General features: G+C 72.0%; 18 protein-coding genes. 8 read left to right on the top strand and 10 right to left on the bottom strand.

Annotated features, from left to right (window positions below; translation table 11 throughout):
- The first annotated feature begins 13 nt into the window (after window positions 1–13).
- On the top strand, window positions 14–1,486 hold the full coding sequence (locus ABD954_RS20990) for an LCP family protein (protein WP_446696959.1): 1,473 nt from the start codon (window positions 14–16) through the stop codon (window positions 1,484–1,486).
- Window positions 1,487–1,538: 52 nt separating this feature from the next.
- Here ABD954_RS20990 and ABD954_RS20985 read toward each other — a convergent pair whose 3' ends face one another.
- Window positions 1,539–2,072, bottom strand: coding sequence for an acyl-CoA thioesterase (locus tag ABD954_RS20985; protein WP_345487754.1), 534 nt, complete (start codon window positions 2,070–2,072; stop codon window positions 1,539–1,541).
- A gap of 173 nt (window positions 2,073–2,245) precedes the next feature.
- Here ABD954_RS20985 and ABD954_RS20980 point away from each other — a divergent pair, with 173 nt between their 5' ends.
- Entirely contained in the window at window positions 2,246–3,487 is a 1,242-nt protein-coding gene (locus ABD954_RS20980) for an LCP family protein (RefSeq protein ID WP_446696960.1), read from the top strand.
- Window positions 3,488–3,538: 51 nt separating this feature from the next.
- On the opposite strand, the gene ABD954_RS20975 is transcribed toward ABD954_RS20980, so the two are convergent.
- On the bottom strand, window positions 3,539–5,062 hold the full coding sequence (locus ABD954_RS20975) for a hypothetical protein (protein ID WP_345487750.1): 1,524 nt from the start codon (window positions 5,060–5,062) through the stop codon (window positions 3,539–3,541).
- 224 nt (window positions 5,063–5,286) lie between these two features.
- On the opposite strand from ABD954_RS20975, the gene ABD954_RS20970 reads away from it, so the two are divergent.
- Genes ABD954_RS20970 through ABD954_RS20960 form a run of 3 tightly spaced genes read left to right on the top strand, consistent with a single transcriptional unit; the run spans window position 5,287 to window position 8,096 of the window.
- The gene (locus ABD954_RS20970) at window positions 5,287–5,748 is read left to right on the top strand and encodes a hypothetical protein (RefSeq protein ID WP_345487748.1); all 462 of its coding nucleotides are present in this window, start codon (window positions 5,287–5,289) and stop codon (window positions 5,746–5,748) included.
- Window positions 5,749–5,756: 8 nt separating this feature from the next.
- Window positions 5,757–7,568 carry an alpha/beta hydrolase gene (locus ABD954_RS20965; RefSeq protein WP_345487746.1) on the top strand — a complete coding sequence of 604 codons (1,812 nt, stop codon included), beginning with the start codon at window positions 5,757–5,759 and terminating at the stop codon, window positions 7,566–7,568.
- On the top strand, window positions 7,569–8,096 hold the full coding sequence (locus ABD954_RS20960; RefSeq protein WP_345487744.1) for a hypothetical protein: 528 nt from the start codon (window positions 7,569–7,571) through the stop codon (window positions 8,094–8,096).
- A 62-nt stretch (window positions 8,097–8,158) separates the two neighbouring features.
- Here the strand turns inward: ABD954_RS20960 and ABD954_RS20955 are convergent, their stop codons facing one another.
- A complete protein-coding gene (locus ABD954_RS20955) occupies window positions 8,159–9,316 on the bottom strand; it encodes an acyl-CoA dehydrogenase family protein (protein ID WP_345492347.1) in 1,158 nt (385 codons plus the stop codon).
- A 134-nt stretch (window positions 9,317–9,450) separates the two neighbouring features.
- On the opposite strand from ABD954_RS20955, the gene ABD954_RS20950 reads away from it, so the two are divergent.
- Window positions 9,451–10,788 (top strand): UDP-glucose dehydrogenase family protein, encoded by a 1,338-nt coding sequence (locus tag ABD954_RS20950; protein ID WP_345487743.1) that lies wholly within the window; start codon window positions 9,451–9,453, stop codon window positions 10,786–10,788.
- Window positions 10,789–11,000: 212 nt separating this feature from the next.
- Here ABD954_RS20950 and ABD954_RS20945 read toward each other — a convergent pair whose 3' ends face one another.
- The 4 genes from ABD954_RS20945 to ABD954_RS20930 all read right to left on the bottom strand — a co-directional run bounded on the left by ABD954_RS20945 (window position 11,001) and on the right by ABD954_RS20930 (window position 15,103).
- Window positions 11,001–11,903: a membrane dipeptidase gene (locus ABD954_RS20945; protein ID WP_345487741.1), complete on the bottom strand. Its 903-nt coding sequence runs from the start codon at window positions 11,901–11,903 to the stop codon at window positions 11,001–11,003.
- Between the two features lie 182 nt (window positions 11,904–12,085).
- The gene (locus tag ABD954_RS20940) at window positions 12,086–13,237 is read right to left on the bottom strand and encodes a dipeptidase (RefSeq protein ID WP_345492345.1); all 1,152 of its coding nucleotides are present in this window, start codon (window positions 13,235–13,237) and stop codon (window positions 12,086–12,088) included.
- Between the two features lie 209 nt (window positions 13,238–13,446).
- Window positions 13,447–13,944: a 5-(carboxyamino)imidazole ribonucleotide mutase gene (gene purE, locus ABD954_RS20935; protein ID WP_345487739.1), complete on the bottom strand. Its 498-nt coding sequence runs from the start codon at window positions 13,942–13,944 to the stop codon at window positions 13,447–13,449.
- 19 nt (window positions 13,945–13,963) lie between these two features.
- Window positions 13,964–15,103, bottom strand: coding sequence for a 5-(carboxyamino)imidazole ribonucleotide synthase (locus tag ABD954_RS20930; RefSeq protein WP_345487737.1), 1,140 nt, complete (start codon window positions 15,101–15,103; stop codon window positions 13,964–13,966).
- 197 nt (window positions 15,104–15,300) lie between these two features.
- On the opposite strand from ABD954_RS20930, the gene ABD954_RS20925 reads away from it, so the two are divergent.
- Complete coding sequence (locus tag ABD954_RS20925) at window positions 15,301–15,816, top strand: GtrA family protein (protein WP_345487736.1); 516 nt, start codon at window positions 15,301–15,303, stop codon at window positions 15,814–15,816.
- Window positions 15,817–15,825: 9 nt separating this feature from the next.
- Here ABD954_RS20925 and ABD954_RS20920 read toward each other — a convergent pair whose 3' ends face one another.
- The gene (locus tag ABD954_RS20920) at window positions 15,826–17,097 is read right to left on the bottom strand and encodes an ATP-binding protein (RefSeq protein ID WP_345487734.1); all 1,272 of its coding nucleotides are present in this window, start codon (window positions 17,095–17,097) and stop codon (window positions 15,826–15,828) included.
- An 85-nt stretch (window positions 17,098–17,182) separates the two neighbouring features.
- Complete coding sequence (locus tag ABD954_RS20915; RefSeq protein ID WP_345487732.1) at window positions 17,183–17,860, bottom strand: response regulator transcription factor; 678 nt, start codon at window positions 17,858–17,860, stop codon at window positions 17,183–17,185.
- A gap of 425 nt (window positions 17,861–18,285) precedes the next feature.
- Between ABD954_RS20915 and ABD954_RS20910 the strand changes: the two genes are divergently transcribed.
- Window positions 18,286–19,791 (top strand): peptide MFS transporter, encoded by a 1,506-nt coding sequence (locus tag ABD954_RS20910; protein ID WP_345487730.1) that lies wholly within the window; start codon window positions 18,286–18,288, stop codon window positions 19,789–19,791.
- Window positions 19,792–19,884: 93 nt separating this feature from the next.
- Here ABD954_RS20910 and ABD954_RS20905 read toward each other — a convergent pair whose 3' ends face one another.
- Window positions 19,885–21,291: a hypothetical protein gene (locus ABD954_RS20905; protein WP_345492343.1), complete on the bottom strand. Its 1,407-nt coding sequence runs from the start codon at window positions 21,289–21,291 to the stop codon at window positions 19,885–19,887.
- Window positions 21,292–21,303 lie beyond the last annotated feature (12 nt).

Here is a 21,303-nt window from a genome sequence, read left to right as displayed (position 1 = left end):
GAGGTGTCCCCCGGTGCCCACACCGCCCCGCACGCCCCGTCCGCCTCGGCCCGCGGGCCGCCCCGCACCGGTCCGCCGGCGGCGCCGCCCCAGACGGCCCCGGTGGGGAATGCGGATGGCGACCACGCTGTCGGTGGTGGTGCTCGCGGCCGGAGGCATCGGACACGCGGTGGTGACCGGCCTGGACACCGGCATCACCCGGGTCGATCCCTTCAAGGACATGAAGAACCGTCCCCAGGCCGGGCACGGCACCAACATCCTCGTCGTCGGCACCGACGGCCGCGACCGCATCACCGAGGACGAGCGGCGCACGTACCGGCTCGGCGGAGAGCCCTGCCACTGCACGGACACCGTGATGCTCGTCCACGTCTCCGCGGACCGGGAACGGGCCAGCGTGGTGTCGCTGCCGCGCGACTCGTACGCCGAGATGCCCGCGCACACCGACCTCACCACCGGCCGGCACCACGACGCGCACCCGGTGAAGCTGAACGCCGCCTACGCGGAGGGCGGGCCCGGTCTGACCGTACGGACCGTCGAGTCGATGACCGGCGTGAAGATCGACCACTATCTGGAGGTCGACTTCACCAGCTTCATGAAGACGGTCGACGCCGTCGGCGGAGTGCAGATCTGCACCACCAAGCCGCTGAGGGACTCCCACACCGGGCTCGACCTGCCCGCCGGGCCGCACCGGCTCGACGGCGGTCAGGCGCTCCAGTACGTGCGGGCCCGCCATGTCGACGGGGCGGCCGACATCGGACGCATCCAGCGCCAGCAGACGTTCCTGGCCGCCCTCATCGACCGGATGACCGACAGCGGGGTGCTGCTCAACCCGGTGCGGTTCCGGCAGGTCGCCACGGCCACACTGGGCTCGGTCCGGGCCGACGAGGGCTTCCGCACGGAGCAGATGCTGGCCCTGGCGAAGGCGATGCGGGGCTTCACGCCGGCGTCGTCGGAATTCGTGTCCGTGCCGATCGGCGACATGAGCTTCCCGGTGAAGGGGATCGGCTCCACGGTGAAGTGGGACGCGCCGAAGGCACAGAAGCTGTTCCAGTCGCTGCGCGAGGACCGGCCCCTCACCCCGGCCCGGCGGCCCGCCCCGCAGGGGCCGCGGCCCGTCGACGTGGACGTCGCGCCGAAGACGATCCGGGTCCAGGTCTACAACGGCACCCGCACCGACGGGCTCGGCGGCCGCGTCGACGCCGCGCTGCGGGGCGCGGGCTTCGACACCACCCGCGCCCCGCGGACCGCCCCGGCGGGCCGGCAGCACGCGCGGACCCTCATCGAGTACGACCCGGGCTGGGACCGCTCCGCACGGTCCCTGGCCGCCGCCCTGCCGGGCGCGGAACTCCGCCCGGTCAAGGGCCAGGGCGGCACCCTGCGGGTCACGGTGGGCGCGGAGTACAAGGGCGTGACGCCGGTACGGGAGCGGCAGGCGCCGACGGGCCAGTTCGAGGCGGTCACCGGCGACCAGGTCGTGTGCCCCTGATCCTTCGTGGCCCGGTTCTCCGCCGGGGCGCGCCGGGTGGGCGGGCGCCGTCCTAGTCCTCGTAGCCCTCCGCCGCACGGCTTTCGCGCAGGTCCATGATCGCGCGGCGGCGGGCCAGGCGGTGGGTGCGGCGGATCTGGGCCTCCTGGTAGCGGCGCTTGTCCTGCTCGGTCTCCGGGATGACCGGCGGGACCCGGCGGGGCTTGCCGTCGGCGTCGACGGCCGCGAAGACGAGGTAGGCGGAGCCGACCTGGGTGGCGGGCGTGGACTCGTTCCAGCGCTCGGCCATGACCCGGACGCCGACCTCCATCGAGGACCGGCCGGTCCAGTTGACCTGGGCCTTCACGTGCACGAGGTCGCCGACCCTGACGGGCTCCAGGAAGGCCATCTCGTCCATGGAGGCGGTGACGGCCGGTCCGCCCGAGTGCCGGCCCGCGACCGCGCCCGCCGCGTCGTCCACCAGCTTCATGATCACGCCGCCGTGCACCGTGCCGAGGAGGTTGGTGTCGTGGCTGGTCATGATGTGGCTGAGGGTGGTGCGGGACGCCGAGGTGGGCTTGCCCGGGATGTCGGCCTGATCTGTCATGCCCTCTACCTTATGCCCGGCCCCGTGGCGGGTCGCGACGCCGTCCGCTTTGCATCAGCTTGGCAACAGCGCCGACCCGATTTCCCACCCGGCCTGTCCGGGCGGCCGGACCGAACGGCAGACTGTCCCGCATGAATGAGTGGCCCGACGCCCAGCCCGCGGGGCCTCGCCGGATGCGCCATGTGCAGCGTCCGCAGGTCCCCCCGCAGCAGCCGTACCCGCAGGCGCCGCAGCAGCAGCCGCAGTACGACCGGGGCGGCCAGGACTACAACCCGAACTTCACCCAGGCCCAGGCGTCCGGGTACGACTCCGGCTACAGCACCGGCCAGGTCTACGGCGGCCCACAGGACGCGGGCGGCGGCCGGGGCGGCGGGCACGGATCCGTACCGCCGCAGTACTCGCCGCGTCCCGCCGGCGGGCCGGGCCCGGCCGCGCCCGACTGGCGGCGCCGGATCAAGGTCGGTTCGGCCGTGCTGCTGGTCGGCGTCCTCGCGTGGGGCGTCGGCACGTACGCGTGGGCCAGCTCACAGATGCGCAACGAGGTCGATCTCGCCAAGGTCATCGAGCGGCCCGCGGAGGGCGACTGCACCACGTATCTGATCGTCGGTTCCGACAGCCGCGAGGGCATGTCCGCCGAGGAGAAGAAGAAGCTGCACACCGGTTCCGCCGAGGGCAAGCGGACCGACTCGATGATGATCCTCGCGGCCTGCTCCAGCGGGAACACGATGATCTCGCTGCCCCGCGACTCCTGGGTGACGATCCCGTCCTTCGTGGGCTCGGAGTCCGGCAAGCAGTACGGCCCGCGCGGCGGCTCCAAGCTGAACGCGGCGTACGCGATGGACGGCCCCGAGCTGCTCGTCCGCACGGTCGAGTACAACACCGGGCTGCGCATCGACCACTACGCGGAGATCGGCTTCGCCGGCTTCGCGAACATCGTCGACGCCCTCGGCGGCGTCGAGATGAACATCGAGAAGGGCTTCAAGGACAAGAAGTCCGGCGCCGACTTCCAGGCCGGGCAGCAGACCCTGAACGGCGAGCAGGCCCTGGCGTTCGTGCGGACCCGCTACGCCTTCGCCGAGTCGGACCTGGCGCGGACGAAGAACCAGCAGAAGTTCCTGTCCGCGCTGGCCAACCAGGCGGCGACGCCGGGCACGATCCTCAACCCGTTCACGCTCTACCCGACGCTGGGCGCGGGTCTGGACACGCTGATCGTGGACAAGGACATGTCGCTGTACGACCTGGCGAAGATGTTCTTCGCGATGAAGGGCATCAGCGGCGGCGACGGGAAGTCGATGAACATCCCGATCAGCGGCAGCGCCCCGCAGGGCTCCCTGAAGTGGGACATGCCGAAGGTGAAGCAGCTCGTCAAGGAGATCCAGAACGACGAGCCGGTCACCGTCACGTCGAACCGCTGACGGCCTGCTTCCGTCCGGCGGTTCGGCCTCCGGCGGTCCGGCCTCCGGCGGTCAGCCTCCGGCGGCCGGCCCGCCGGCGTCGACCACCCGGTAGAGCACGCGCCCGTCCGGGCCCCGGCCCACCTCGCGCAGGGCGGGGTCCCCGGCCGGGAGGCCGCCGCGCGAGGGCCGCTGGAGCACCCACTCCACCCCGTACCGGCGCAGGACGGCCAGTCGCTCCTCGCGCGGGGTGCCGGGGGCGAAGTAGCGCTCGGTGTCGGCGTCCCGCCGGTCCTCGTCCGGCAGGAAGAAGTCCGGGTAGCCGGTCCCGACGGTGTACCTGCCGTACCCGGGCAGGGTGACGGCGGAGCGCCGGTCGCCGGTCAGGACGACGTCCCCGTACGCGGTGTACCGGTTCGTCCAGGCCGGCGGCTCCCACACCTTCCAGGCGTCCGCGGCCACGGCCGCGGGCAGGGCCTCCGGGCGTACGACGAAGGTCAGGCTGTCGCGCTGCGCCCACGCCCCCACCGCCAGGGCGGCGGCCAGTACCGCGCCGAACGCGGCGCGGAAGCGGCGGGTGCCGCCCTGGAGGACGCAGAGGGCGGCGGCGAGCTGCGCGGGCATGACCACCGCGGGCTCGGTGCGGCCCAGGGACCACTTGTCGAAGGCCGCGCCGGCGACGACCGCCACCAGACCGAGCAGGAACCAGACGGCCAGCGGGTCGCGGCGGTCGCGGCGCAGCCGCAGCGCGAGGGCGAACACTCCGAGCGGGACGAGGGTGAAGCGGGCGAGCCGGTGCCGGTAGAGCGGGCGGTGGATGTCCTCCAGACCGCCCGCGCCGAGCAGCGCGAAGAAGGAGTAGTACGGCCAGACGGCCAGGATCACGAGCCCCACGGCGAGGGCGGCGGCGAGCCGCAGCACCAGCGCCCGGCTGGGTCGGACCCGCGCGGCCACGAGGACACCGAGGGCGCCGAAGGTGAAGACGACGCCCGTGAACTGGTGGCTGAGCGTCAGGACCGCCCAGAGCGCCCCGAGCCCCGCGTAGGCGGCAGTGCCCGTGGCGGGGCGCCGCAGGGCGTGGGTGAGCAGGGCCAGGAAGAGGAAACCGAGGCCGGTGGCGAAGGTGCTCGGGTACGAGGCGTTCGCCGAGAGCGACGTGAGGCCGAGGAAGCCGCTCCATATGAAGGGCTTGACGCCCCACAGCAGCAGCAGGCACAGCACGGCGAGCGGCGGCGCGGCCGGATGACGGCTCAGGGTGCGGACGAACTCCCGTACGCCGACGGCCAGGAGGAGCAGACCGGCGACGGCGGCGCAGCGCAGCACGTCGAAGGTGTCCAGACCGGTCGCCCTGGCGAACAGGGCCAGGCAGACCGTCCACGGCGAGTAGTACGGGCTGTCGGTCGGCGAGTCGACCATCGGGTTGCCGGGGTGGACCAGGTCGTGGCGCAGCCGCTCTATGGTGGCGGCGTGCACGCCCATGTCGCCGATCCACGGCAGCCGCACGATCATGAACACCGCACCGGCGACGAGCAGCAGGGCCGCGCCCCGCAGCGCGGCGAGCAGCCGTCCCGGGTGGAGCGGTCGGAAACGGGACATGACGGACTCGCCGGTCATCGGTGGTGCCTCACTGGGATCGGGCGGACAGGGACACGACCGCCCGGAAACCCCTGGGCCGGTGCCCGTGACACACGGTACCGCCGGTGGGAACGCGCTCTCGACGCACATGCGTTCACCGGGTTGATTTCGCCGTTCCCGCGCCGGGATCATGGCCGTCCGGCCCGGGGCCGCCCGGGAACGGGGAGAACGGGGAGGTTTCACCCATGGCGTGGGACGAGTGGGAACAGCTCAAGGCCGAGGCGGCAGAGGGCCGTTCCTTATCGATGCGGCTGAACCAGCTGCCGGCCGACCAGGGAGGCGGGACCCCGCCCGGGGGCGCGTCCGAGGACCTGAAGACGGACAAACGGGCCTGGGTGAAGGCCGGCGAGGGCGTCTCCGGCCTGAAGGGCGACGTCGCCAAGGCGTTATCGACGCTCGACGGCGGACAGGCGGGGCTGGGCGACACCGCCGGCTGCCAGAGCGCCGCGGCGCAGAAGGAGTTGTACGACTCCTGGAAGAAGTACCTCAACGATGTGAGCGGCCGCTGCGAGGCGCTGGGCGGCCTGCTCCAGAGCTCCGGGCACGATCTGTCGAAGCCCGACCAGACCCTCCTCGGTGAGCTGAACGGCCTCACGGCGAAGTACGCGGACACCGCGCCCGTCGGCGGCCAGAGCGGCGGGAGGTGAGCGCCGCCGTGGATCTCCAGACCCTGAAGGGCTTCAAGCCGTCGGAGTACGAAGAGGCCGCGGACGGCTACCGGGCCGTCGGCACCATGGCCATGACGGCCAAGGACACGATCGACAACCGGATCGCCGCGGGCATCCGGGCCCAGCTGGAGGGCGAGGCCGCGAAGGCCGCCCTGACCGAGCTCGCGGACCTGTCGAAGAACTTCCACTACGCGCAGACCGAATGTGGCCTGGTGAGCACCGCCCTGAACGGCTTCGCCTTCGACATGGCGGCGGCCAAGCGGAAGCTGGAGGCGGCGATCGCCGACGCCCAGGCCGACCAGTGCACGGTGAACCCGGACGGCTCGGTCAGCTTCCCGGCCGGCGCGAAGCCCGGCGCCGAGAAGGCGGCCGACGGCGGGACCGTGACCGGGAGCGCGGGTGGCGGCGGTGCCACGTCGCACGCCCTGGAACGCCAGGCGGTCGCCATCCACCCGAACCCGCACTACGGCAAGGCCCTCGCCTACGCGGACCGGATCGCCGAGGCGCTGAAGGAGGCGACGGACGCCGACACCCGGTGGGCGCCCAAGCTGCGGGCGCTGAAGGCGGACGACGACCTGAAGGTCTCGGCCGGGGACTGGGCCGACGCCCAGTCGGACATGGGCGGGGTCCGCGAGGCGGGCAACAGCTACCTCGCCTCCCTGCCCCAGCCGCCCAAGGACGGCAGCCCCAAGGACAACGCCTCGTGGTGGAAGGGGCTCACCGAGGAGCAGCAGTCGGCGTGGCTGTCCCTGCGGCCCGAGGCCGTGGGCGCGCTGGACGGCCTGCCGTCGCCGGTCCGCGACGAGGCCAACCGGACCGTCCTCGCGGAGAAGCACGGCCAGTACCAGACGGAGCTGAACTCCATTCCGAAGCCGCCGGCCAACGAGTGGACCTGGATCACCGCGGGGAGGTTCCCGGTCAAGGTGCACACCGACGAGTGGATGGAGTGGCACCGGCAGTACGGGGACCGCTACGAGCAGCTCAACAAGTCCCTGAACGGCATGAACGCCATCCAGGCGCGCTTCGACCGGACGGGTGAGCGGGGTCTGCCCGAGGCGTATCTGCTCGGCTTCAACCCGGACGGCAACGGCCGGGCGATCGTCGCCAACGGCAACCCCGACACGGCTGCCCACCAGGCGGTCTACGTGCCGGGGACGACCTCGAACATCGGCAGCATCGGTGGGGACATCACCCGCATGGAGAACGTCTGGCGGGTGGCCGACGCCCAGAACAACGGCGCGGTCTCCACCATCACCTGGCTCGGTTACGACGCCCCCCAGGACATCGTCAAGGACGCCCCTTTCAGCCACTACGCCAATGACGGCGCCCCGGCGTACAACCGCTTCATGGACGGCCTCGACGCGTCGCGCGCGGTCGACTCGGACCCGCACCGGACGGCGATCGGCCACTCGTACGGCACGACCCTGATCGGCTCGGCGGCCCGGCAGGGCGATCTGAACGCGGACGACGTGATCCTGGCGGGCAGCCCCGGTGTACAGGTGCCCAAGGCCGAGCAGATGGACGTGCCCAAGGGCCATGTCTGGAACCAGGAGGCCAAGGGGGACATCGTCCCGGACGTCGGCCGGTTCGGACACGGCGGGACCGACTGGGACGGACCGTGGACGATCCCCAGTGACGCGCGTTTCGGCGCCAACCAGCTCGCCACGGACACCGAAGGCCACAGTGACTACTGGAAGGAAGGCACCGAGAGCCTTCGGAACCAGGGTCTCGTGGTCGCCGGCAAGGGCGACGACGCGAACCTGAAGCCGCCACCGAACCCCACGCCAGGAGTGCGCTAGATGAAGATCAAACCGGGTGCGTCCGCGCTCCTGGCGTCCCTCGTCCTCACGACCCTCACCGGATGCAGCATGACTGACACCAACGAGTCCGACAGCCTCCCGTCCGCGGGCACCAGCACCACGAGTCAGGCGGCCGACCAGGCGGAGAAGATCTCCAGCGAGCTCTTCGACCTGATCGGTCTGAAGGGCACGACGACCAAGACCAGGGCCGGCGTCATGGAGTGCTCGGGCAAGGACCCGGAGAAGTACTTCACGGTCTTCCACCCGTGGACCTTCACCCCCGCCTCTCCCGAGCAGCTCGACGGCGTCATGGAGCGGCTCAAGGAGGAGATGCCGAAGCACGGCTGGAAGATCGTCGGCTACGGCCCCGACAACAGCAAGAACCAGAACCTCACGATCACCGCGGACAACGACGCGAAGAAGTACGGGGTCAAGATCGCCCACTTCGCGAAGGACGCCCGGCCGAACCTCAACGTGTTCCTCACCTCCGGCTGCTACCAGGTGCCGGAGGGCGAGAAGGTCGACTAGTTCCGGACGGCTCGGGGCCCCCGGCGCTTTCGTGCCGGGGGCCCTGTGCTGCCGTGGGGCGACTACGGGAGGTTGCGGGCCATGACGATGCGCTGGACCTGGTTGGTGCCTTCGTAGATCTGGGTGATCTTGGCGTCGCGCATCATGCGCTCGACGGGGTAGTCGCGGGTGTAGCCGTAGCCGCCGAGGAGCTGGACGGCGTCGGTGGTGACCTCCATGGCGACGTCGGAGGCGAAGCACTTGGCGGCGGCGCCGAAGAAGGTCAGGTCGCCGTCGACGCGTTCGGACTTGGCGGCGGCGGCGTAGGTGAGCTGGCGGGCGGCTTCGAGCTTCATGGCCATGTCGGCGAGCATGAACTGCACACCCTGGAAGTCGGCGATGGGCTTGCCGAACTGCTTGCGCTCGGTGACGTAGCCCTTGGCGTAGTCGAGGGCGCCCTGGGCGATGCCGATGGCCTGGGCGGCGATGGTGATGCGGGTGTGGTCGAGGGTCTTCATCGCGGTGGCGAAGCCGGTGCCCTCGGCGCCGATCATGCGGTCGGCGGGGATGCGGACGTTGTCGAGGTAGACCTCGCGGGTCGGGGAGCCCTTGATGCCGAGCTTCTTCTCCGGGGCGCCGAAAGACACGCCCTCGTCGTCCTTCTCCACCACGAAGGCGCTGATGCCCTTGGACCGCTTCTCGGGGTCGGTGACGGCCATCACGGTGTAGTACTGCGACACGCCGGCGTTGGTGATCCACCGCTTGACGCCGTTGAGGATCCAGTGGTCGCCGTCGCGCACGGCGCGGGTCTTCATCCCGGCCGCGTCGGAGCCGGCGTCCGGCTCGGACAGGCAGTAGGAGAACATCGCGTCGCCCTTGGCCAGCGGGCCGAGGTACTTCTTCTTCAGCTCCTCCGAGCCGGACAGGATCACCGGCAGCGAGCCCAGCTTGTTCACGGCCGGGATCAGCGAGGAGGAACCGCAGGCACGGGCCACCTCCTCGATCACGATCACCGTGGCCAGCGCGTCCGCGCCCGCGCCGCCGTAGGTCTCCGGCACGTGCACCGCGTGCAGGTCGGCCGCGACCAGCGCCTCCAGGGCCTCCTGGGGGAACCGGCCCTCCTCGTCCACCGCCGCGGCGAACGGCGCGATCTTCGCCTCCGCCAGCGCACGGACCGTCTCACGGAGCATGTCGTGCTCCTCCGACGGGCGATACAGGTCGAAATCGGCGGATCCGCCCACGCTCATTCACTCCCACGCTTGCTAACTACCGTTAAGTAACCCAAATGGTAGGGCGTGACAGGGTCCCGATCCAGGCCCCGACTATGCTCGGGCAGGCATTCCGCCCGACCCTCAACGGAGCCACTGGAGTCCGCATGGCCCTCAAGATCACCGTGATCGGCACCGGCTACCTCGGCGCCACCCACGCCGCGGCCATGGCGGAGCTGGGCTTCGAGGTCCTCGGCCTCGACGTCGTACCCGAGAAGATCGAACTGCTCGCGGCCGGCCGCGTCCCCATGTACGAGCCGGGTCTGGAGGAACTCCTCGCGCGGCACGTCGCGGGCATCGAGGGCTCCAGCGGGCGGCTGCGGTTCACGACCTCCTGGGAGGAGGTCGGCGCCTTCGGCGACGTCCACTTCGTCTGCGTGAACACCCCGCAGAAGCACGGCGAGTACGCGTGCGACATGAGCCACGTCGACGCCGCCTTCGCCTCGCTGGCCGCCGTGGTCCGCGAGGGCTCGCTCGTCGTGGGCAAGTCGACCGTGCCCGTCGGCTCCGCCGGGCGGCTCGCCGCCGTGCTGCCGGAGGGCGTCGACCTCGCCTGGAACCCCGAGTTCCTGCGCGAGGGCTTCGCCGTGCGGGACACCCTGCATCCCGACCGGATCGTGGTCGGCGTGCCCGCGGGCGCGAGCGGGGAGCGGGCCGAGAAGACGCTGCGCGAGGTGTACGCGGTGCCGGTGGGCGAGGGCTCGCCCTTCGTCGTCACCGACTACCCGACGGCCGAACTGGTGAAGACGTCCGCCAACTCCTTCCTCGCCACCAAGATCTCCTTCATCAACGCAATGGCCGAGGTGTGCGAGGCGGCGGGCGGCGACGTCGTCAAGCTCGCCGAGGCGATCGGGCACGACGAGCGGATCGGCAGCAAGTTCCTGCGGGCCGGCATCGGCTTCGGCGGCGGCTGCCTGCCGAAGGACATCCGGGCGTTCATGGCCCGGGCCGGCGAGCTGGGCGCCGACCAGGCGCTCACGTTCCTGCGCGAGATCGACTCCATCAACATGCGGCGCCGCGCGTCCATGGTGGAGATGGCCCGCGAGGCGCTCGGCGGCGGCTTCCTCGGCAAGCGGGTGGCGGTGCTCGGCGCCACCTTCAAGCCGGACTCGGACGACGTCCGCGACTCGCCCGCGCTGAACGTGGCCGGCCAGATCCACCTCCAGGGCGGCCAGGTCACCGTCTACGACCCCAAGGGCATGGACAACGCCCGCCGCCTCTTCCCCACCCTCGGCTACGCGGACTCGGCCCTCGACGCGGTCCGGGGCGCGGACGTGGTGCTCCACCTGACCGAGTGGCGCGAGTTCCGTGACGCGCTCGACCCCGCGGAGCTGGCGGAGGCCGCCGCCTCCCCGGTCATCCTGGACGGCCGCAACGCGCTGGACCCGGCACGGTGGCGCGAGGCGGGCTGGACGTACCGGGCGATGGGGCGCCCGCGGGCCTGAGGGCCGGGGCGGGGGGGCGACGGCCGGCGGCCCCGCGAGGCAGAGGCCACACGGCACGGGCGCGGCCCCGGCGGGCATAGGCACAGGTGAGGGGCGCGTGCTGCTCTGGGCGAGCGGAAGCCGCCCCACGCGGGGCAGCGGGGCAGCGGGGTCCCGAGGTCCAGGTCCGGGTCGGGCTCCCGTGATGGCCGTCCCCGTACCGGGCCCGGTGGCTAGGGCGTCTTCAGGCGGGTCGCCCTCGCGCGGAACTCCGTCTCCCGGAGGGCACGGGTCGCGTTGCCGTGGGAGAGGGCGATCAGGTCGGCCGACGGCCAGTCGCGGCGGAGGAGCTCCGCGAAGAGGGGGCCGTAGCCGGTGGCGGGGGACTCGGGGCCGGACAGGCCGAGGGCTCCGGGGCCCGCGAGGGTGCGGACGCGGTCCAGGCGGTCGGCCGTCGCGGCCTCGTCCGGGGTGACCGGGACCATGCAGACGCCGCCCTTCTCCCCCAGCAGCCGCAGCACCTCGTCCGGCATGCCGTCCGGTTCCGCGCGGGTGAGGACGACCGGGGCCCGGCTCACGGCGAGGGTCTGGCGGACGGTGTCGGCGTCGGCCCCGGCGAGGTCGACGAGGAGGCCGAGGCGGTTCATCTCCCGTACCGCCTCGCGGGCGAAGCCGTCGAAGCGGTCGAGGCCGACCACGCGGACCCCCAGCGCGTGGTAGGCCCGCAGGACCGCGGCAGAACCGCCGACCGCCGCCCAGCTCACCGGCCCCAGCAGCACGGCGACCCGGCCGCAGTTGCGGGCGTGCTCGATCTCCGAGGTGGAGTGCGCGAGGCGCAGCTCCTCGGGGCAGGCCGCCACGAGCGTCCGGGCCGCGTCGATCCGGCGCAGGGTGGCGAGCACGCTGTCGTCGGCGTCCACGTGGAGGGACCAGAACTGGGCCCCGGTCTCCGGGGCCCGTACCGGAAGGTCGTCCGGGTCCGGATCCCGGTCCGGGCCGGGGTCGGGGCCCGTTCGGCGGGGCGGTTCCGTGTGTCCCTCGAAGACCGGGCAGGCCGCGAGCGGGGGCCGGGCCCGTCCGGGAGCACCGGGGTCGCCGCACGGCGTGGTGGGGGGATCGTCCAGCAGATCTGCCATGGGTGACTCACTCCGTACTCCTGAGGCAGTACGGACCACCGTGTCACCCGCCCGGCGCACGGTCGCGGTGGACTGGACCGTCCGGGGGACCGTCCGCGGGATCGCCCGCGGGTCGTCCGGGGCATGCGGCGGGGGCATGCGGCGGGGGCCCCGCCCGAGCGGGGCCCCGCTCGGGCGGGCGGTCAGTCCAGGGACGCGATCGTCGCGACGGACGGGCCGCGCAGCGCCTGCTGCTCGCGGGCCACCGCCTCCGCGTCGCGCAGCACCCGCACCGCGTTGGACCAGGTCAGCTTCGCCAGGTCGGCGCGGGACCAGCCGCGGGTGAGGAGCTCGGCGATCAGGTTCGGGTAGCCGGCGACGTCGTCCAGGCCGGCCGGGGTGAACGCGGTGCCGTCGTAGTCGCCGCCGATGCCGATGTGGTCGACGCCGGCGACCTCGCGCATGTGGTCGAGGTGGTCGGCGACCGTGGCGGCGGTCGCGATCGGGCGCGGGTTCTCCGCCTCGAAGGCACGGTGCAGCCGCATCGCCTCCGGGGTGGTGTCGAGGTGGTCGAAGCCGTGCGCGCGCAGGTTGTCGTCGGCCCGCGCGGTCCACTCGACGGCGGCGGGGAGGATGAACTTGGGCACGAAGGTCGCCATCGCGACGCCGCCGTTGCCGGGCAGCCGCTCCAGCACGTCGTCGGGGATGTTGCGCGGGTGGTCGCAGACCGCGCGCGCCGAGGAGTGCGAGAAGATCACCGGCGCGACGGTGGTGTCCAGGGCGTCCCGCATCGTCGAGGCGGCGACGTGCGACAGGTCGACGAGCATGCCGCAGCGGTTCATCTCGCGGACGACCTCGCGGCCGAAGGCCGTCAGGCCGCCGGCCCGGGGCGCGTCGGTCGCCGAGTCGGCCCAGTCGTTGTTGTCGTTGTGGGTGAGCGTCAGGTAGCGCACGCCCAGGGTGTGCAGCGCGCGCAGGGTGGCGAGGGAGTTGTTGATGGAGTGGCCGCCCTCGGCACCCTTGAGGGAGGCGATCCGGCCCTCCTGGCGGGCCTGCTCCATGTCGTCGGCGGTCAGCGCGGGCGCGAGCTCGGACGGGTAGCGCGCGAGGAGCCGGTCGACGGCGTCGATCTGCTCCAGGGTGGCGCTGACGGCGTTGTCGCCGGTGAGCCGGCAGGGCACGTACACCGACCAGAACTGCGCGCCGACGCCCCCGGCGCGCAGCCGGGCGAGGTCGGTGTGGAGCGCTCCGCGCTGGTCGCGGGCGATGTCGAGCCGGTCGAGGTCGTAGCCGCAGTGCTCGCGCAGGGCCCAGGGCAGGTCGTTGTGGCCGTCGGCCACGGGGGCCGAGGCCAGGAGCTCCCTGGCCTCGGCGAGGCGGTCGGCCGCGGGACCCGAAGGAGCCCCCGGCCCGTTCGGCCGGGCCGGACCCGCGAGGCCGTGGGAAGCCACGGGGCCGGTCACGCCGCCCTGCCCCTGCGGACCACCGGAAGCCACGGGACCGGTCACACCGCCCCGCCCCTGCGGAGCACCGGAGCCCGCAGGCCCCGCCCCGCGTCCCGACGTCACCGCGCGAACCCGAAGGAGGACGAGCCCTCGACCTTCTGCCGGAGCCGCTTGCCCTTTTCGGTCGCCTGGTCGTTGAGCTCCTGCTGGAAGTCCCGCATGCGGGCACGCAGCTCCGGGTCGTGCGCCGCGAGGATGCGGGCGGCGAGCAGGCCCGCGTTGCGGGCGCCGGCGACGGAGACCGTGGCGACCGGAACGCCGGCCGGCATCTGCACGATGGACAGCAGCGAGTCCATGCCGTCGAGGTACTTCAGCGGCACCGGGACGCCGATGACCGGCAGCGGGGTGACGGAGGCGAGCATGCCCGGCAGATGGGCGGCGCCGCCCGCGCCCGCGATGATCGCCTTCAGGCCGCGGCCGTCGGCCTGCTCGCCGTACTCGATCATCTCGCGGGGCATGCGGTGTGCGGAGAGGACGTTGACCTCGTACCCGATCTCGAACTCGTCCAGGGCCTGCGCCGCGGCCTCCATCACGGACCAGTCCGAGTCGGATCCCATCGCGATGCCAATGAGCGGGTTACTCAACGATCGTCCCTCGCAGGTAGTCGGCGGCGTGACGGGCGCGCTCCAGCACGTCGTCGAGGTCGTCGCCGTAGGTGTTGACGTGGCCGACCTTGCGTCCGGGCTTCACGTCCTTGCCGTACATGTGGATCTTGAGCTGGGGGTCCCGGGCCATGCAGTGCAGGTACGCCGCGTACATGTCCGGGTAGTCGCCGCCGAGGACGTTGCACATCACGGTCCACTTCGCGCGCGGGCGCGGGTCGCCCAGCGGAAGGTCGAGGACGGCCCGGACGTGGTTGGCGAACTGCGAGGTGACCGCGCCGTCCTGGGTCCAGTGGCCGGAGTTGTGCGGGCGCATGGCGAGCTCGTTGACGAGGATGCGGCCGTCACGGGTCTGGAAGAGCTCGACGGCCAGGTGACCGATGACGTCCAGCTCCTTGGCGATGCGCAGGGCCAGCTCCTGCGCCTGGCCGGCGAGCTCGTCGTCGAGGTCGGGCGCGGGCGCGATCACGGTGTCGCAGACGCCGTCGACCTGGCGGGACTCGACCACCGGGTAGGCCACGGCCTGGCCGTGCGGGGAGCGGACGATGTTCGCGGCGAGCTCGCGCGCGAAGTCGACCTTCTCCTCGGCGAGGACCGGCACGCCCGCGCGGAACGGGTCGTGGGCGTCCGCCTCGGAGCGCACGAACCAGACGCCCTTGCCGTCGTAGCCGCCGCGCACGGTCTTCAGGATGATCGGGAAGCCGCCCACCTCGGCGGCGAAGGCCGCCGCGTCGGCCGGGTCGGCCACGATGCGGTGGCGGGGGCTGGGCGCGCCGATCTCGTCGAGCTTCGCCCGCATCACCCCCTTGTCCTGGGCGTGCGCGAGGGCCGCGCGGCCGGGCCGGACGACGACGCCGTCCGCCTCCAGGACCGCCAGGTGCTCCGCGGGCACGTGCTCGTGATCGAAGGTGATCACGTCGCAGCCGCGCGCGAAGTCACGCAGCGTGTCCAGGTCGCGATAGTCGCCGATGACGACGTCGCTGACCACCTGGGCCGCCGAGTCCTGCGGGGTGTCACTGAGCAGCTTGAACTTGATGCCGAGGGGGATGCCCGCCTCGTGGGTCATACGGGCGAGCTGACCGCCACCGACCATGCCGACTACCGGGAACGTCACCCTCTTAGGGTATCCGCACAATGTCCGGACCCTCGTCCGGCTGTGGTTTGTGACAGTGGGAGTGGGCTCGCACACGCATCGCACACGGATCGGGAGCATCTCGGGCGGGTGACGGGAGCGCTGGTTAGCATGGCTGGGTTGACGCCATCCGGGCGTCGGCCGAACACATCCGGAACGGACGGGACAGAGCCATCACGATGAGTGAACCCGGCGCGTTGCGCATGCGAGTGGACCGGCTCGTCCGCGAGGTCGCCAAGTTCGGCGTGGTCGGCGGACTGGGCGTGCTGGTGAACCTGGCCGTCTTCAACCTGGTCCGCCACGTCACCGATCTCCCCGTCGTACGGGCGAGCATCATCGCCACGGTCGTGGCGATCCTCTTCAACTACGTGGGGTTCCGTTACTTCACGTACCGCGACCGCGACAAGTCCGGCCGCACCAAGGAAATGGCGCTGTTCCTGCTGTTCAGCGTCGTCGGCATGGTCATCGAGAACGGGGTGCTCTACACGGCGACGTACGGCTTCGGCTGGGACGGCCCGCTGCAGAGCAACTTCTTCAAGTTCTTCGGCATCGGCGTCGCGACCCTGTTCCGCTTCTGGTCGTACCGGACGTGGGTGTTCAAGGCGCTGCCGGCGAAGGAGGCGGTGCAGACCGCCGAATCGTTCCTGGAGCAGGCTCCCCGCCAGGCCACCCGCAAGCAGCCCGACCGGGTCTGACCCGGGGGGTCAGCGGACGGGGCGCTCCCCGTCCCGTTCCCTGTCGCTCCTGACCTCGCGGCTGAGGAAGAGCGCGAAGACCGGCGGCTGCTGCTGGAGCAGTTCCAGGCGCCCGCCGTCGGCCTCCGCGAGGTCCCGGGCGACGGCCAGGCCGATGCCGGTGGAGCTGCGGCCGCTGACCGCCCGCTCGAAGATCCGCGCACCGAGGTCGGCGGGCACGCCCGGGCCCTCGTCGGTCACCTCGATCACGGACTGGTTGCCGGTCACCCGGGTGCGCAGGGCGACCGTGCCGCCGCCGTGCATGAGCGAGTTCTCGATCAGGGCGGCCAGGACCTGGGCGACGGCGCCGGGGGTGCCGACGGCCCGCATGCCCTGTTTGCCGGAGTGGACGATGGCGCGGCCGGCGCTGCGGTAGGCCGGCCGCCACTCCTCGATCTGCTGCTTGATCACTTCGTCCAGGTCGAAGGCGACGGCCGAGCCCGTCCGCGGGTCGCGGGAGTTCGTCAGCAGCCGTTCCACGACGTCGGTGAGCCGCTCGACCTGGGTGAGGGCGATCGTCGCCTCCTCCTTGACGGTGGCGAGGTCGTCGGCGACGGCGACCTCCTCCAGGCGCATGGAGAGCGCGGTCAGGGGCGTACGGAGCTGGTGGGAGGCGTCGGCGGCGAGCCGGCGCTCGGCGGTGAGCATGCGGGCGATCCGCTCGGCGGAGGCGTCGAGCACGTCGGCGACCCGGTCCAGCTCCGGCACCCCGTACCGCCGGTGCCGGGGGCGCGGGTCGCCGGAGCCGAGCCGCTCGGCGGTCTCGGCGAGGTCGGTGAGCGGGGAGGCCAGCTTGTTCGCCTGGCGTACGGCGAGCAGGACGGCGGCCACGACGGCGAGCAGGGCCACGGCGCCGATGATCAGGAGCGTGCGGCCGACCTCGGCGGTGACGACGGAGCGGGACTCCTCGACGATCACGGTCTCGCCGCGCTCGCCCTCGGCCAGGCCCCGGATGACGTCGCCGGCGGGGCGTTCGCCGATCTCGATGGAGGGGCGGCCGGGGATCCGGATCTCCGCGTACCGCTTGGCGCCGCTCTGCTCGGCCAGGATGTCGGGGTTGACCGGCTCGCCGCCGATCAGCCGGCTGTCCACGATGGAGACGATCCGCAGCGCCTCCGAGTCCACGCTCTCCTGGGCGCTGCTGGAGATGGTGCGGGTCTCGACGATCACCAGGGAGACCCCGAAGACGGCGATGACGACGAGGACCACGGCGAGCGTGGAGTTGATCAGGCGGCGGCGCACGGATCCTCCGGGGGCGGGGCGACTGGGCGCTCGGGGGTGTGTCGTCGGTCGGGCCGCGAGCCCGGCAAGACCGGTGAGACGCCCCCTAGCTCTTCTCGAAGCGGAAGCCGACGCCGCGGACGGTGGCGATGTAGCGGGGGTTCGCCGCGTCGTCGCCGAGCTTCTTGCGCAGCCAGGAGATGTGCATGTCGAGGGTCTTGGTGGAGGACCACCAGGTGGTGTCCCAGACCTCGCGCATCAGCTGGTCGCGGGTGACGACCCGGCCCGCGTCGCGGACGAGGACCCGGAGCAGGTCGAACTCCTTGGCGGTGAGCTGGAGCTCTTCCTCGCCCATCCAGGCGCGGTGCGACTCGACGTCGATCCGCACGCCGTGGGTGGTGGGCGGGACGGCGGGCTCGGTGGCGCCGCGCCGCAGCAGGGCCCGGACGCGGGCGAGCAGCTCGGCGAGGCGGAAGGGCTTGGTGACGTAGTCGTCGGCGCCGGCGTCCAGGCCGACGACCGTGTCGACCTCGTCGGCGCGGGCGGTGAGCACCAGGATCGGCACCGTGTGGCCGTCCGCGCGCAGCCGCCGGGCGACCTCCAGGCCGTCCATGCCGGGCAGCCCGAGGTCGAGCACGACCAGGTCGATCCCGCCCTGCAGTCCGGCGTCGAGAGCGGTGGGTCCGTCCTCCCGCACCTCGACCTCGTATCCCTCCCGCCGCAGGGCACGGGCCAGCGGTTCCGAGATGGAGGCGTCGTCCTCGGCGAGCAGTACACGGGTCATGAGGCGATGGTAGTCCGCACGGGGACGGCCCCGGAGCGTGATCCACAAGGCGGCCGTCCCGCCTCGGGATGGGGGCGCGTAACCTCCTCATGACCTTCGAATGAAGGCAGTTGGTTCCGACATCACCTGTGATCCATCTCTCAAGTCCTTCCATATCCGGCACTGTCGTGTCGTATGGTGTCGAGAGTTCTGTTGCGGTAATCGGGGACCTTTGGACGTGTTGGTGCGCCAAGGGTCTCTTTTCTGCACGAGACCGCCCTCGGCAGTCGTGGGGGCGGTGAATGACCTGTGGGCCGGGTCCTGTGCGCGACGGCGCGTCAGGGCGTGGATCCCGGAAGGGTGCGACCGCACCCGGCCGGTGCCGGCCTCCCCCACCGGGCGCATCCCGCTCACGAAGCGCGCGTCCCGACAGAGCAAGGATCGACATGGCGTCCAGCCTGACGACGGCTTCCTCCGGAACCCCCGGTTCCGAGAAGACGTTCTTCGGCCACCCTCGGGGCCTGGCCACTCTCTTCATGACCGAGATGTGGGAGCGCTTCTCCTGGTACGGGATGCGCGCCATCCTGGTGCTCTACCTGGTCGCCGCCGTTCTCGACGGCCCCCTGGAGGAGCGCGAGGCGCTGGCCGCCTCCATCTACGGCGTGTACAACGCGGTCGTCTACATGGCCGCGATGCCGGGCGGCTGGGTCGCCGACCGCCTGTGGGGCGCCCGCAAGGCCGTGCTCGTCGGCGGCATCGTCATCGCCGCGGGCCACTTCACCCTGGCCATCCCCTCGGACACGGCGTTCTTCGCGGGCCTCGCGCTCATCGCCGCCGGTACGGGTCTGCTGAAGCCGAACATCTCGGCCATGGTCGGCGGCCTGTACGAGGGGCAGCCGAGCGCCCGCCGTGACGCCGGCTTCACGCTCTTCTACATGTCGATCAACATCGGCGGCATGGTCGCGCCGCTGGTCGTCGGCTACCTGGGCGAGAACGTCAACTGGCACCTCGGCTTCGCCGTCGCCGGCATCGGCATGACGCTCGCCGTCGTCCAGTACGTCCTGGGCTCCCGCCACCTCGGTGACGTCGGCAAGGAGCCGGGCACCCCGGCGACTCCCGAGGAGAAGCGCAACGCCCTGCGCAAGGTCCTGCTGTGGAGCGGCCTGGCCGTCGCCGCGCTCGCCCTCGACGTCGTGCTCGGCACGTACGACATCGAGCACATCGTGAACGTGCTCGCGGTCCTCGGCATCGTCGTGCCGGTCGTCTACTTCGTCGCCATGTACCGCAACCCGGCGCTGACGGCCGACGACAAGCCCAAGATCAAGGCGTTCGCGTGGTTCTTCGCCACCGCCGTCCTGTTCTGGATGATCTACGACCAGTCGGGTTCGCTGCTCACGCTCTTCGCTGACGGCAAGACCGACCGCATGATCGGCGGCTGGGAGTTCCCGGCGTCCTGGTACCAGTCGGTGAACCCGATGATGGTCATCGTCCTGGCGCCGGTCTTCGCGGCCCTGTGGGTCAAGCTGGCCCAGCGGAACCGCGAGCCCAGCACCCCCATGAAGTTCGCCCTCGCGATGCTGCTCATCGGCGGCTCGTTCGCGATCATGGGCCTGGCGGGCGCCGCCGCGGCCAACAGCGAGACCGGCAAGGTCACCGTCTTCTGGCTGCTGAGCGTCTACCTCGTCCAGACCATCGGTGAGATGTGCCTGTCCCCGGTCGGCCTGTCCCTGTCGACGAAGCTGGCCCCGAAGCAGTTCGTCGGCCAGATCATGGGCCTGTGGTTCCTCGCCACCGCGACGGGCAACGCCCTGAACGGCTGGACCACCAAGCTGAACGAGCCGCTGGGCGACGCGCTGTACTACTCGCTGTGGGCCGTCGTCGCGGTCGCGGCGGGCCTGACCTTCATGATGGCGGGCAAGAAGATCCGCGCCCTCATGGGCGACGTGCGCTGAGTCCTCACCGGACCGACGACACCGAGGGCCTGGCCCGGCACCCCTTCGCGGGTGCCGGGCCAGGCCCTTCTCCGTACGGGTCCGGTGACCGCCTCACCGCGTCCCGCGCCGGAGCCGCCCCCACGGCGTGAACGTGAACACCGCCCCGCCGAGGAGGATCGCGGTGCCCGCCACCAGGGCGAGGGCGCGCAGGGCGCCGTCGTCGGCGGCTCCGGTGTCGGCGAGGCCGCCGCCGGAGCCGCCGGAGGCGGTGGTGGAGCCGCCACCGGAGGTGGTGGAGCCGCTGGTGCCGCCGGAGGCGCCGCCCTCCTGCTTGCTGGTGTCGAGGGTGAGGGAAGCCCGGACCGAGCCCTTGACCTCGCAGGGGATCACGATGGGCGAGCCGCCGAGCGACACGGTGATGGTCAGCCTGCCGGGACTGAGCGTGGACTTTCCGGTCGCCCCCGGCCTGTACGTGCCCTTCATGTCGGGCAGGTCGACGGGCTTGCCGGCCTCCAGGGGAGCCGGGTTGCCGGGGCCGGTGACCTTCACGCTGCCGGAGTCGGCGCCGCCGAGCCGCACGTCCATCGAGGGCTTCAGGGCTCCGGCGGGGAGCGCGGCCGGACTGTTCATGACGCCCTTGGCGGTCCTGACGGTGAGGTCGTAGGCGCCGCCGTTCTTCCTGGCGTCGATGGTCACCTTGGAGTCGATGGACGCGGGTCCGGGCGCCTGGCAGGCGAAGGCGACGGCCACCTCGGTGCCGCGGAAATCGGTCTGCCCGCCGCCCCCGCCGGAGGCCGAGCCGCCGGACGACGAACCTCCGGAGGCCGAGCCGCCGGACGACGAACCGCCGGACGACGAGCCGCCGCCGGTGGTCGTGGTGCCGCCGGACGCCGTCGTACCGCCGGACGTCGTGGTCCCGCCCGATGCCGTCGTACCACCGCTCGTCGTGGTGCCGCCCGATGCCGTCGTACCGCCGGACGTGGTGGTGCCGCCGTCCGTCACCTTGATCGTGGCGGCGACCGCGACCGTCTCCTCCGGCGAGCACTTCGTGTTCGTCGACATCGGCTTGGAGACGTTGATCGTGTACGTGTCGGGCGTCAGCGTGATCTCGCCCGCCTTCTCCAGCTTCAGCTTGCCCTTCATGTCCGGCAGGACCATGGGGCTGTTCTTCGGTATGGGCGGGTTCTGCCGCGGGCCCTCCACCGCCAGGGTGCCGCTCGCCGTGCCGCCGAGCCTGATGACACCGGTCGGCTTCACCGTGTCCTTCTCCAGGTCCAGGACGTCGGGGTTCTTGGAGGCGGCCTCGACCGTCTTCCACACCACCTCGACCTCGTCACCGACCCTGGCCTCGGCGGGCGCGGTGATCCGCACCTCGGTCGTGCCCTGCACCGGCGGCATGCCGGAGATGGCGGGCGGGACGCACTCGGTCCGGTACGCGACCTCGGCGGCCAGGGCGGGACTCGCGGTCAGCAGGATCCCCGCGCCGCCGAGCATCAGCGCGATCCCGGCCGCGCTCATCCTCCGTTGCGT

Origin of the sequence: Streptomyces roseoviridis, assembly GCF_039535235.1 — a bacterium.
Classification (GTDB): domain Bacteria; phylum Actinomycetota; class Actinomycetes; order Streptomycetales; family Streptomycetaceae; genus Streptomyces; species Streptomyces roseoviridis.
The sequence above is the reverse complement of the archived record's forward strand: the minus strand, read 5'-3'. Positions and strand labels throughout refer to the sequence as shown.